The organism is Roseibium sp. MB-4 (assembly GCF_053005265.1).
Genome location: NZ_JBRKQB010000003.1, coordinates 458,438 through 470,570 on the forward strand (window position 1 = coordinate 458,438; position 12,133 = coordinate 470,570).

Below are 12,133 nucleotides of genomic sequence, written 5' to 3' on the forward strand. Positions count from 1 at the left end.
CCAGCGGACAAGGTGAGAATGTGCCATGTCGAAGGATTATCAGACCCCAGCGCCAAAGACGACCGGCAGCAAAAGCAGGCTCCGGCGTTTTGGCAGAATGGCGCTGAGTACGGCGACCTTTTCCATCAATGTCGGTCTTGCCGCCGCTGCGGTGATGATCGGGGTCACCACCATCCAGATGCGTGCAGAAGAAAAGCCATCCGTTGAACCCTCGCCCCTGGCCGTTGTGGATGTATTCACACCGGATTGGGAGACCGGCTATGATGTCGAGCGCAGTTTTGTGGGCAGGCTTGAACCCGCACGCAGCACGGACCTGGCCTTCGAGCTCTCCGGAACAGTTCAAGAGGTTCGGGTCGATGAGGGTGACCTGGTCGAGGAAGGCGACGTCATTGCTGTTCTCGACACACGGACACTAGAGGCGGATCGCCGGCGCCAGGTCGCCAATCGTCAAGCGGCTGAAAGTGATCGGGAACTGGCCTCGCTGACGTTAAACCGCCGTCAGCTGCTGAAGGACAATGGTCATGTCAGTGCGCAGGTACTCGACGAAGCCCGCCTGAGCCTCAGCCGTTTGGACGCCACGATCGCGCAGATCGATGCTGCGATCGATAACATCGATATAAATCTTGATAAGGCGGTTTTGAAAGCGCCGTTTTCGGGCCGGGTTGGAGAGCGCCTTTTGGACGACGGAGCAACAGCGTCTCCGGCAACGCCCGTTCTGCGGTTGCTGGAGAGTTCACGGCCAACGGTCCGCATCGGTTTGTCGCCGGAGGTGGTCGACCGGCTGGATCAGTCGCACAGCTATGACGTCCAGATCTCGGGCCGGACGTTTAAGGCCGGCTTGGCAGCGCTTCGTCCAGACCTCCAAACCCGCACCCGGACAATCGAGACCTTGTTTGAACTCGATACACCGGAAGCAACACCCGCTTTTGGACGATTGGCGGAACTGTCAGTTGTTGAGCGCGTGGAGACGGAAGGCACCTGGATTCCGGTTTCGGCATTAAAGGAAGGTCCGCGTGGCCTCTGGACTGTGCTGACTGTTGCCGAGGATGTGGATAGCGCTGAGCCCAGCCCGGCATACGTTGTGGTGCGGGAAGCGGTGGAAGTCCTGCATGCGGAAGAGGGGCGGGCGTTTGTCCGCGGGACCTTGACGCCAGACCGCCTGATTGTTCGGGATGGCGTTCACCGGGTTGTCGTTGGTCAAGCTGTAGACCTTGCGAAGGCGGGAGGCTGAGGCATGGAAACGCTATTCTTTCGCCAACCCCGCTTGGTGGTCCTGACGCTTCTTGTGATCTTGGCAGCCGGGGCGACGGCCCTGATAGGCATTGGTCGGCAGGAAGATCCGACGATCACCAACCTTTTTGCAACGGTCACGACCGTCTACCCAGGCGCTGATCCGGGGCGTGTCGAGGCTTTGGTCACGGAAAAGATCGAGGAAGAGCTCCGTGAAGTTGAAGAGATTGATGTTATTGAATCGACGTCGGCCTCCTCGATTTCGATTATTCAGATCGAGCTGCTCGACACGTTGACTGAAGACGTGATTGAACAGGCTTGGTCGGAGATCCGGGACAAGATCGGTGACGCCACGCGCGAATTTCCCCAAGGTGTTCTGGAGCCGGAGTTCAGCACTGACGGTGCTGGTGCTTTCGCATCTATCAGCGCACTTGTTCCCGAGCATGACTCGGTTTCTCAGGCAGTCATGCTTCGCTATGCCGAGGTTTTGTCTGATACACTCCGGAATGTGCCCGGCACAAAGTCCGTCGAGATTTTCGGCGAGCTGGAAGAAGAGATTCTGGTTCGCATAGATCCGGCAACGCTCATTTCCTTATCTCTGACTGTGGATCAGGTCGCCTCTGCCATACAAAACGCCGATGCCAAGGTCCGTGCAGGCCGCCTCCGCAGTCCGGACCGCGAATTTCTGATCGAGGTGTCTGGAGAAATTGCCGCGATTGACCGGATCCGCGCCATCCCTGTGACAACTGCAAGCAATGGTCTGGTGACCCGCGTTGGCGATGTTGCCACCGTCACGAAGGGCATCCGCCAACCCGCTGAAGAGCTCGCCTTCTCAGGAGGGCGTCCGGCAATACTCGTTGCTGCGAAGATTGCGAATGGCCTTCAGGTGGACACCTGGATGACCCGTGTTCGTGACCGGATTGCTGCCTTTGAAACGGATATGCCGCATTCAATCCAGCATCAACTCGTGTTCGATCAAAGCCGCTACACGATCGACCGTCTGACAGATGTTGGCGCCAACATAGCCATCGGTATGGCCTTGGTGATTGGCGTGCTGCTTGTCACGATGGGGCTGCGTTCGGCGCTGATCGTTGCAATGGTGCTGCCCGTTGTCACTCTGGCGTCCTTTGCAACAATGAGCATGATCGGTCTGCCGCTCCACCAGATGTCGCTTACCGGACTGATCGTGGCTCTCGGCCTATTGGTTGATGCCGGTATCGTCATGACCGATGAAATCGGTCAGGCTCTGGCGCGCGGAGAAGAACGGCGTGAGGCCGTGCGCAAAGCCGTCCGCCGCCTATTTGCACCACTGCTGGCATCGACTGCAACCACGGCCCTGTCCTTCTTGCCCATGGTTCTGCTGCCGGGACCAGCTGGTGACTTTGTCGGGGCGATTGCAATCGCCGTGATCATCATGCTTGTCTGGTCGTTCCTGGTTGCCGTGACCTTGACGGCGGCAATTGCCGGATGGCTGCTGCCCGAAACCAACTCCCAGCCCCAAAGGCGCTCTTTCCAATCCGGTAAATTGGTGTCCGTACCCTTCCGGTTTTCGCTGCAGCTCGCCATGAGAAACCCGGCAAGTTCGGTTGCCTTTGCACTGGTCTTGCCCGTGATCGGTTTCATGAGCATGCCAACTCTGACTGCACAGTTTTTCCCGGGCGTAGACCGGGATCAGTTCCATATTGAAGTGGAACTTTCTGACGGTACTGCGATTGCCGAAACATCCGAGGTGGTGTGTGCCATGGATGGGTTCCTGTCCGATCAGGAGGGCATCGAAAAAGTGGTTTGGGTTGCGGGGAAGAGCGCTCCGGCCTTCTACTACAACATTGTCGGCAACCAGGACCGCGCTCCGGCTTTCGCTCAGGCACTTGTTACCACCAGTTCACCGGATACGACAGCAGATCTGGTGCCGCGGCTGCAAGGCGAACTGACCGCCCGGTATCCGAACGCGCGTATTCTTGTGCGGGATCTTGTTCAGGGGCCGCCGGTGGATGCGCCGGTCGAGTTGCGCCTAGTCGGCCCGTCTTTGGACGTCTTGCGCGAACGCGGGGATGCCTTGCGCCAACTTGCTTCCGGCATCGAGGAAGTGACCGTTGTGAGGACAACGCTGGAAAGCGGCGCACCGCAACTGAAATTTTCCGTCGATGAGGACAAGGCACGGCTTGTCGGGCTGAGCCTGGCGGATGTTGCCCGTCAACTCGAGGCAACCCTGGAAGGGGCTGTCGGGGGCAGTCTGATTGAAGGCACAGAAGAACTGCCGGTGCGTGTCCGGATCGGCGATGCTGCCCGCAGCGACTTGTCTGACATTGCGAGCCTGCCGTTGTTGCCCGCGATCGGAGCCGCCGGAACAGCTGGTTATGACGGGGTGCCGTTGTCTGCGATCACGGATATTCGTCTGGAGCCCTCTGAGGGTGAAATCAATCGCCGGAATGGAGAACGCACCAACACGGTTCAGGCATTCGTCCAATATGGTGTTTTGCCGGAAGAAGCCCTGAAGAAGCTCCAAAACGAGATGGACCTTGCCGGCTTCGCAATGCCGGACGGCTACCGTATCGAAACCGGCGGCGACTCCGATGCGCGTTCTGACACGTTGAACAATCTGATCGGCTCGCTTGGATTGATCGTGCCATTGTCGATCGCCGCGATCGTTTTGACCTTCAACTCGTTCCGATTGTCCGCTGTCACGCTGGTCGTGTCTGGGCTGTCGGCGGGCCTCAGCATTCTGGCGTTGGCGATCTTCCAGTACCCGTTCGGCATCAACGCCATCATCGGTGTGATCGGCTCAATCGGCGTGTCCATCAACGCAGCCATCATCATCCTGACCGGTCTCCAGCAAAACAGCCGGGCGGTGGACGGTGATCGGGAGGCGATGGTCGATGTGGTAATGGGGTCGGGTCGGCATATCATCTCCACAACGCTCACGACCTTCGGCGGATTTCTGCCGTTGATCCTGGCCGGAGGCGGGTTCTGGCCGCCGTTCGCCATGTCGATCGCCGGCGGCGTGTTGCTGTCGACTGTGATCTCGTTCTACTTCGCGCCGCCCATGTTCGCGTTGGTCTACGCACAAAAGAGCAAGATGGAAGCCGAAGAGGCCCCAATTCAGGATGACGGCACGGATTGGTCGAACGACAACCGCCCCATAGCACTCGCAGCTGAGTAGGCGTTAGCGGCTGCTCCAGCGGGAGAAGAGAGAAGTGGAAAGAGCCCGCGCGCCGTCTTCTTCCCGGATGACCAGTTCACCGGATTCCAGCCGTCCGCCTTGCCGGGACAAGGTTTCGGCCATGAGCTCATGGATCGAGACAAAGCTGGAGCGGATCGCGTAAGCGGTCAGGATCATGAAGAGAGCGTCTTTCGCCAGCAGCTGCTGCAGGTCTTTCAGCATGCCGGGCAGGCTGGTGTAGATGTCCCAGACTTCGCCCTTTGGACCGCGCCCATACTTTGGCGGGTCCAGAATGATGCCGTCGTAGGTGTTGCCACGGCGAACCTCACGGGCAACAAATTTGGAGGCATCTTCGCAGATCCATCGGATCGGGAGATCTTCCAGTCCGGATAGGGTCTGGTTTTCCCGGGCATAGCCGATGGCTTTCTTGGAGGCGTCGACATGCGTGACTTGTGCGCCTTCGGTCGCTGGTAGGAGCGATGCCAAGCCGGTATAGCCGAAGAGATTGAGGATCTTCAGCGGCTTCTCAGGGTTTTTCTTCTTCTCGGCCCGGATCCTGGAGTTGACCCAATCCCAATGCGCGGCCTGTTCCGGAAAAACGCCAACGTGGCGGAACGACATGAACCGGCCATTGTAGGTGACCGGTCCGTAGGACATCGGCCAGGTTTCCGAGACGTTGCCGGAGTATTTCCAGCGGCCGGGCCCTTCCTCGTCCGTGTCACCTGAGAAGACCGCATTGGCGCGGTCCCAAGCAGCGTTCTTCAGGCGGCGGCGGCCCATGGCCTGGGGTTCCGGCCGAACGATCGTGTAGCGTCCGTAGCGTTCCAGTTTTTGACCCTCGCCCATGTCCAGAAGGCGGTAGTCCTTCCAGCCAGGGGTCTCAAGGATCACGGGCCACGCCTGCACGGGCGGTTGTCCGGGTTTTGCAAATTCTGGCGCGTCGGTTTTTTCCGCCACGGTGGTCTCTTTCATTATTCGCGAATGGGTCGGATCACGCCTTAGTGCCATGCCGCTTCCAGGTCAACTTTGGCAAGAGCCAGGCAAAGAAAAAGGCGGGGTGCCGTGCACGCCCGCCTTTTTTGATTTTCATGGAACTGCCGATCAGGCGGCCGCGACTTCCGACAGGAATGTTTCCACTTCGGATTTCAGCTGGTCGGTCTTTTCGTTCAGCTCGCCAGAGGCTGCCAGAACCATGTCGGCTGAAGAGGACGTCTGATCGACTGCCTGCGACAGTTGTGTCATGGACGAGGAAACGGCACCAGTTGCCTCAGCAGCCCGCTGAACATTCTGCGAGATCTCCGCGGTTGCCGCACCTTGCTGCTCCACAGCGGAGGCGATGGCCGTTGTGTAGCTGTTGACCTCCGTCATGGTCTCGGCGATCTCTCCGATCGCAACAACTGAATCCTTGGTTGCCGTCTGGATTGCAGTGATCTGCGAACCGATCTCTTCGGTCGCCTTGGAGGTCTGCGTGGCCAGTTCCTTGACCTCCGCGGCAACAACCGCAAAGCCCTTGCCAGCTTCACCAGCCCGCGCTGCCTCGATCGTTGCGTTCAGGGCGAGCAAGTTTGTTTGTTCGGCAATGGCCTGGATGAGCGTGACCACTTCGCCAATTTTTGTCGCCGCTTCTGCCAGGCCTTCGACCTTTTGGTTCGTGATACGGGTGCCGGTCGTGGCACGTTCAACGATATCGGTTGTCTGGGAGACCTGGCGGGAAATTTCGCCGATGGACGCCGCAAGCTCTTCTGCCGCGCTGGCAACAGTCTGAACGTTGTTGGTTGTTTCGTTGGACGACGATTGTGTTTCGCTCGCGTGACCAGCACTGTCGCGCGCAATATCCGTCAAGGCGCGAGCGGTTGAATCAAGGCTGTCGGCCGTGGATTCCACAGAGCCAATTGCTTCTTCGGCTGTTGCACGGAAGCCTTGGATCAGATTGTCGATCCGCTGTTGCCGTTCCTGGCGGGCCGATTCTTCCTGTGCATTGCGTTCCTGCAAGTTTGCACGCTCAATCGCGTTGTCACGGAAGACTTGAACCGTGCGGCTCATGTCACCGATCTCATCACCGCGGTCGATGCCCGGGATTGCAACTTCATTGTTGCCACCGGCCAAGCTATTCATCACATCCGTAATCGTTTTGATCGGCCGGGTGATGGCAAGGTTCAGGACGATCGCCAGACCGACACCGCCCAGAATGGAAAGAAGCACAGTCATTGCGATCTGGAGCTCGGCAGCTGTTGCAGCGGCTCCGGCTGCCTCAGATTGAGCTTGAGAAATCCCGGCAATTTCAGCACTGACTTGCTTGGTCAGCGTATCCAGCTGTGCCCGTTTTGCCTGCAGGTCTTGCTTTGTAGACAGCATGTCCTGAAAGGCGCGATCGAAACTCGCGATGGAGATTGCGATGCTGTTGATCGCATCCGCTGTGCTGGGCAGAACATCTGCATACCCGACGAGTTTTTCTTCCAGTTTAACCAGCTCAGTGATCTCTGTTTGCACACCTGCCGGATCGCTGATGCCAAAGTTGCCAAACAGGGCGAGTGTCTCAGCCTCGGCGCGCAATGCATGCTCGCCGAGAGCCGTCGCTTCGATCATGACCGTTTTAATGCTGCCAAGACGCGTATTGGCGGTCAGAACGGTTGCCTTTGATTTGCTGACCGCAGCGACCGCTTGCTCACGAATTTGGTAAGCGAGCTCAGTAATGGCATCGAGGGTCGTACCAACAGCGGTTCTGGCCTCGTAGGCCTCTGCAAAGCCAAGATCTTCTTTCAACCGCGCGATGGCCTTATCGAGCTTGTTCGCTTGACCAGCGAGTTTGCTCACAGTCTTGCGCTCAATGCCTTCGATTTGGCGATACCGCATCTCGCGTGTCCGGTCGACGATCTCTGCTGAGATTTTCATGCTTTGCTCGAGAGCGTCACCGTCCAGAGAGCCGTTGCTTTTCAGGTAGGCGAACTGGATCTTGGAAACATCGTCCTGCAAATCAAACACGCCGCGCAGCATGAGGTTTGCGTCTTCCAACGTTCCGTTGGCTGAGAAAACGTCTGCGCTAACCTTTTTCTCTTCGGACAAAACAGCATCGGCAATAGAAACCGCTAGATTTTCCAATTCCAGTACGCTGGATTTCAAAGATTTCAATCGGTCAGCCTGCTGCTGTGTCTGGTTCACAACCTCGTCGAAGGTTGTTCCAAATTCTCCGACCGCAGAAATCGCTGTATTCACTTGAGACGCTGCGGTTGGGTCTCCCGCAACATCGTTCGCAAGGGTTTGAAGCGAAGAATTGAGGCCGGCGATCTCTTGGCGGGTTGCTTCCGCGAGCTCCGGAGTTGGCGCGTTCAAATAGTTCTCGCGTACCAATGAGGTGCTTTGAACCTGCCGCCCAACATTTGCTGATTGATCAGCCACTTCAAATCTTGCAGACAGCGAAGATATCGCAAAATATCCAACACCGCCAACGATCGCGGTCAATAGCAAGATTGCTGCAAAACCGCCGCTGACTTTGAAGCCGAACTTCAGATCAACCAACCACTTCAAGGCACGTTTCATCGAATCCCCGCACGTCCGGAAAACTGTGATTACTGACCAAAGTATGGGGGATAGCGATGAAGAATAGGTAAAAATGCATAAAATTACTAAGCAGAATTATAAATTTAAACGTGATGACATTAATATTTTTGCGTAAGGAAAAAAACGGAGAGAGTTTTGAAAGCGATTATTGAGTTTTTATTAAACATGTTGACCGCCGTTGATATGAATTTCTGATCCAGTCACATAGGACGATGTTTCGCTGCACAAATAGTAAATTGTCTCGGCAACCTCGTTCGGCTGACCAAGACGGCGAAGGGGAATATCTTCAATCATGTCTTCTGTGCCGGGAGATAGGATGGATGTGTCGATCTCACCGGGCGCGATCGCATTGACCCGAACGCCATGCGGCCCAAAATCTGCAGCCATTTCCCGCGTAAGGGACGCAAGCGCAGCCTTTGACGTGGCGTAGGCTGTGCCCGCAAACGGGTGAACCCTGACACCCGCAATGGAAGTGACGTTCACCACCGAGCCAGTGGCCGCTTTTAGTTCGCTGAACAATCCTTTTGCGAGCAAAATGGGGGCAAAGAAATTCACCTGAAAGACATTCCGCCATTCATGCATCGGAGTGTTCAGCGAGTTGAGCCGTTCCCCGCCGTTTCCTTTTGGACTAATCCCTGCATTGTTCACCAACGCATGGAGCCGGGATCCGTTAGGCTCGAGCCGCTTCCGGATTTCCTGGATCGCAAACCCCATGTTTTCCGGATCTGAGAGATCGACCTGGATATGATCTTCCGGTCCCATCGGCCAGGGACACTTGTCGGAAAAGGCTTGACGGGAACATGTAATGACACGCCAGTTTTCCGCGGAGAACTTTTTGACTGTCGCGTGCCCGATACCACGGCTGGCTCCGGTGAGAACCAGTGTCCGCCGTTCGTCAGTCGGTTTGCCATTGTTCATTTGCTGATCCGCCAGGTGCTAAGTATGCTCTAAAAAGTTGACTTTTATAGTACGGTTTCTGTATTCCGCTGCCATCTGTCAAACACTATATGCGATGAAGTCCTCGTAACGGCCAGACCCCAGTATGCTCATTTGCTCCTGTAATGTATTATCAGACAAGCAATTACGCGAAGCTGCGGCAGAGATGCGTGACGATCCGAATGGTAAAATCCCAACGCCCGGATCTGTCTTCCGCCATTTGGGGTGCCGGCCGCGTTGCGGTGGATGTTTTCCAAGTGTCATTGACATTATTCACGAAAACACACCAGAGAATGAGAAACCTAAACAGCGGCGGGCGTCTTCCGGGCGCAAAGCCGAGAACCGTTGAGCTTTTAAGAGGGACTGATGAAGGGCGACGCGCGGGTCATTGACTACTTGAACAAGGCTCTCCGGCACGAGTTGACAGCGGTCAACCAGTATTGGCTGCATGGCCGCTTGCTAGCGGATTGGGGTTTCGGAAAACTCGCTGCCAAAGAATTGGAAGAGGCGGAAGAGGAACGTCAGCACGCACAGGATCTGATGGACCGGATCTTGTTCCTGGAGGGGTTCCCGAACCTGCAAACGCTCGATCCTCTGCGTATTGGCCAATCGGTGAAAGAATGCCTCGAAGGTGATCTGGCAGCTGAGTACGCGGCCCGCTCCCTCTACCACGAAGCGCGAGAAGTTTGCCGTGAGCAGGGCGACTATGTCTCAATGAAACTGTTCGAGACCCTGCTCTCCGATGAAGAAAGCCACATCGATTTTCTTGAGACCCAGTTGGCTCTGATCGAGCGCATCGGGATCGACAATTATTCGCTGCTGCAAGCCCAGTCTGCAGATACGGCAGAGTAGCTGCAGCCCAGATTATTGCGGTTCAGTCGCCGGACTTTCCAACCTGTAGACTGGGCCGCCTGCCACTTCAGCATCCTCGAAATCATGCGTGACCAGAAGAACGGGCAGGGCGCGTTCTCTGGCGATCGAGAACACTTTTTGTCGGACGTCAGCGCGTCTCGACTGATCGAGGCTGGAAAAAGGTTCGTCGAGCAAAAGGGCTTTGGGTCTGGCCAAAAGAGTTCGCATCAGCGCCACTCTCGTTTGCTGCCCGCCTGAGAGCTTGGCTGGATCCTTGGGGCCAAGCCCTTCAAGATTTACGGCCTCAAGGGCTTCCTCCGCCAACCTCTGCCGTTCTGTCCGATTATTGATCTCGGAAGGAATTGCAAACATAAGATTTTGCGCGACAGACATGTGCGGGAACAAAAGCGGCGATTGAAACATCAAGCCGATATGGCGCTCTTGCGCTGGAACGTTGGTCACATCGGTATCGTCCAGGATGATGCGGCCTGTAGCTTTGAAGTCGGGTTTCAAAAACCCTGCGATGAAGTCAAGAAGGCTTGATTTCCCGCTGCCGCTTTCTCCCATGACGGTCAGCACCGTCCCCGGTTCAATCGTTGTATCAAGCTCCAACAGAGTGCGGCCATCCAGCTGGATGTTTACATTCTCCAGGATGAGCCCCTTCTGGTTTTGGAGAGTGCGGGCGTTCATTGACTTAAGCATCCAGGCGCAACGCGGTTCTGTTTTTGAATAGAACAGCTGGGATCGCAGCAGCAACAGCGAAACCGGCAAACGGGATAAGCAATTGCAGCAAGGCGTAGACGGCTGTGATTTGCCTGTTTCCACCACTTGCGAGCGCAACGCTCTCTGTTGTCACGGTGACGACCCGGCCGGCTCCGATCATGAGTGTGGGAAGGTATTGCCCGACCGATACAGCAAGGGCAACTGCCAACGTCACGAGGACCGGGCGTGTCAGCATCGGTAGTTGCACCCTGAAGAAGATTCTGACTCTGCCGGCGCCCATGGAAGCTGCGACGCGGGCATATCGGGGGTCCTGCCGCTGCCACGGGTCACTGAGCGCAAGAAAGGCATAGGGCAAGACGAAAACCAGATGTGCAAGAAGCACGGCTGTGAAACTTCCATCCAGACCAATCATCAAGAACAACATCTTGAGGCCGAACAGGAACGCAATTTGCGGCAGGAGAAGGGGCACAAAGATGAGCGTTCTCAGCTGATGATCTATAGGCTCTGCGGCGTGTGTTTTTGTTTCCAACAGCCAAAGCGTCAACGACGTGCTGATGAGCGCTGCCAGAACACCAAGAAAGATCGTCGTGCCGAGGATCTGTGGTGTTTGTGTCAAGGCCACTGAAAGCGCCGATACGGACCAATTCTGGGGCAGCGGAGTCGGATACCACCAGGACTTGGCTAAACTCCAGATCATCAGGACAAGCAGGGAAAGGCACATGGCTGACACAATGAAAACCATCGTACCAAGCGCTGCCATTCGGCCAGCGCTATCCGCTTTTATGCGGTGTCCTAGCGCCAAACGGGTTGAGCTCAGCTTGGTGACACTGGCTTCGAACAACAAATAAACAAGAATTGCTCCAGCGCTAACTCCAAGCTGAAGCAATGCACCAGCTGACGCGGCAAGACGCAGACTCAGATCCGGATCATTCATCCAAACCACCAGCCGCGCAGCCAACGGTGCCGGTGTCGTGGGCCCCAGTATAACCGCGACATCAACCACAGACGTCGAGTAAGCGATCACAGCCAGCATCGGTAGACGGATGAGCGGATAAATCTGGGGCAGGATGACTTTGAAAAAGCCTGACATCCGACCGTAACCGAGACTGGTTGCCACTTTGGTGTAGGACTTGATCTCGGGTCGGTTCAAAGCGGCCAGTGTCATCAAAAACAGAAAAGGGACCTCTTTTGCGACGAGACCAAGGGTCATGGCGACCCCATAGGAGTCGTTGACCAGCAACAAATCCGGCGGACGCTCCCACCCAGTTGCCCAAGGCGACAAAAGCCGGGCAAGGAAGCCGGACGGGGCGATCAGAAAGGCGAGACCGATTGCGGCCGCAGCGTGCGGTACTGACAAAAGTGGCGACAGGAAACGGCTGACGCGTTGAAAGGTTTGGGTACCGCTCCATGCGGCTGAAAAACAAAGAACGATTGCAAGCGAAACCAGTGACGCAACAAGGCCTGTCCAAAAACTCAGCGCTGTTGATTGCAGCAGGCCCGGCATGGAGAAAAGCTGTGCGAAAGGCTCAAGCGTTATCTCTCGCGCCCCAAGAACAGGGAGGTAGCCGAAAGCCGGCAGAACGGTTCCTGCAAGACCGGCCAGAACCGGTCCCGCCAACAGCAACACAACGATCAGCGAGGGTAACTTCGAGCCTGGCCGAAATTTGGCCAAGG

The 12,133-nt window shown here is 56.4% G+C and carries 9 protein-coding genes; 4 read left to right on the forward strand and 5 right to left on the reverse strand.

From position 1 onward, the window contains the following. Positions 1 to 25: 25 nt before the first annotated feature. A complete protein-coding gene (locus ACVDG4_RS18640) occupies positions 26 to 1,231 on the forward strand; it encodes an efflux RND transporter periplasmic adaptor subunit (protein WP_447236203.1) in 1,206 nt (401 codons plus the stop codon). Positions 1,232 to 1,234: 3 nt separating this feature from the next. After that, the gene (locus tag ACVDG4_RS18645; RefSeq protein WP_447236204.1) at positions 1,235 to 4,390 is read left to right on the forward strand and encodes an efflux RND transporter permease subunit; all 3,156 of its coding nucleotides are present in this window, start codon (positions 1,235 to 1,237) and stop codon (positions 4,388 to 4,390) included. 3 nt (positions 4,391 to 4,393) lie between these two features. Here ACVDG4_RS18645 and ACVDG4_RS18650 read toward each other — a convergent pair whose 3' ends face one another. The 3 genes from ACVDG4_RS18650 to ACVDG4_RS18660 form a co-directional block, all read right to left on the reverse strand. Beyond that, positions 4,394 to 5,347, reverse strand: coding sequence for a class I SAM-dependent rRNA methyltransferase (locus ACVDG4_RS18650; RefSeq protein WP_447236205.1), 954 nt, complete (start codon positions 5,345 to 5,347; stop codon positions 4,394 to 4,396). Between the two features lie 144 nt (positions 5,348 to 5,491). After that, positions 5,492 to 7,927 carry a methyl-accepting chemotaxis protein gene (locus ACVDG4_RS18655; RefSeq protein ID WP_447236206.1) on the reverse strand — a complete coding sequence of 812 codons (2,436 nt, stop codon included), beginning with the start codon at positions 7,925 to 7,927 and terminating at the stop codon, positions 5,492 to 5,494. 180 nt (positions 7,928 to 8,107) lie between these two features. After that, on the reverse strand, positions 8,108 to 8,866 hold the full coding sequence (locus ACVDG4_RS18660) for an SDR family NAD(P)-dependent oxidoreductase (protein WP_209172374.1): 759 nt from the start codon (positions 8,864 to 8,866) through the stop codon (positions 8,108 to 8,110). A 124-nt stretch (positions 8,867 to 8,990) separates the two neighbouring features. On the opposite strand from ACVDG4_RS18660, the gene ACVDG4_RS18665 reads away from it, so the two are divergent. Both ACVDG4_RS18665 and bfr read left to right on the forward strand, forming a co-directional pair. Then, on the forward strand, positions 8,991 to 9,233 hold the full coding sequence (locus ACVDG4_RS18665) for a (2Fe-2S)-binding protein (protein WP_209172376.1): 243 nt from the start codon (positions 8,991 to 8,993) through the stop codon (positions 9,231 to 9,233). A 17-nt stretch (positions 9,234 to 9,250) separates the two neighbouring features. Next, the gene (bfr, locus tag ACVDG4_RS18670; RefSeq protein ID WP_209172378.1) at positions 9,251 to 9,736 is read left to right on the forward strand and encodes a bacterioferritin; all 486 of its coding nucleotides are present in this window, start codon (positions 9,251 to 9,253) and stop codon (positions 9,734 to 9,736) included. Positions 9,737 to 9,748: 12 nt separating this feature from the next. On the opposite strand, the gene ACVDG4_RS18675 is transcribed toward bfr, so the two are convergent. Further along, positions 9,749 to 10,426 carry an ABC transporter ATP-binding protein gene (locus ACVDG4_RS18675; RefSeq protein WP_447236207.1) on the reverse strand — a complete coding sequence of 226 codons (678 nt, stop codon included), beginning with the start codon at positions 10,424 to 10,426 and terminating at the stop codon, positions 9,749 to 9,751. Positions 10,427 to 10,430: 4 nt separating this feature from the next. Then, positions 10,431 to 12,131 carry an ABC transporter permease gene (locus tag ACVDG4_RS18680; protein WP_447236208.1) on the reverse strand — a complete coding sequence of 567 codons (1,701 nt, stop codon included), beginning with the start codon at positions 12,129 to 12,131 and terminating at the stop codon, positions 10,431 to 10,433. Between the last annotated feature and the right edge of the window lie 2 nt (positions 12,132 to 12,133).

Bases quoted from the DNA above. Each gene is read 5' to 3' on its own strand.
- ACVDG4_RS18640 (WP_447236203.1), top strand. From the start codon at position 26: ATGTCGAAGGATTATCAGACCCCAGCGCCAAAGACGACCGGCAGCAAA.
- ACVDG4_RS18645 (WP_447236204.1), top strand. From the start codon at position 1,235: ATGGAAACGCTATTCTTTCGCCAACCCCGCTTGGTGGTCCTGACGCTT.
- ACVDG4_RS18655 (WP_447236206.1), bottom strand. From the start codon at position 7,927: ATGAAACGTGCCTTGAAGTGGTTGGTTGATCTGAAGTTCGGCTTCAAA.
- ACVDG4_RS18660 (WP_209172374.1), bottom strand. From the start codon at position 8,866: ATGAACAATGGCAAACCGACTGACGAACGGCGGACACTGGTTCTCACC.
- ACVDG4_RS18665 (WP_209172376.1), top strand. From the start codon at position 8,991: ATGCTCATTTGCTCCTGTAATGTATTATCAGACAAGCAATTACGCGAA.
- bfr (WP_209172378.1), top strand. From the start codon at position 9,251: ATGAAGGGCGACGCGCGGGTCATTGACTACTTGAACAAGGCTCTCCGG.
- ACVDG4_RS18675 (WP_447236207.1), bottom strand. From the start codon at position 10,426: ATGAACGCCCGCACTCTCCAAAACCAGAAGGGGCTCATCCTGGAGAAT.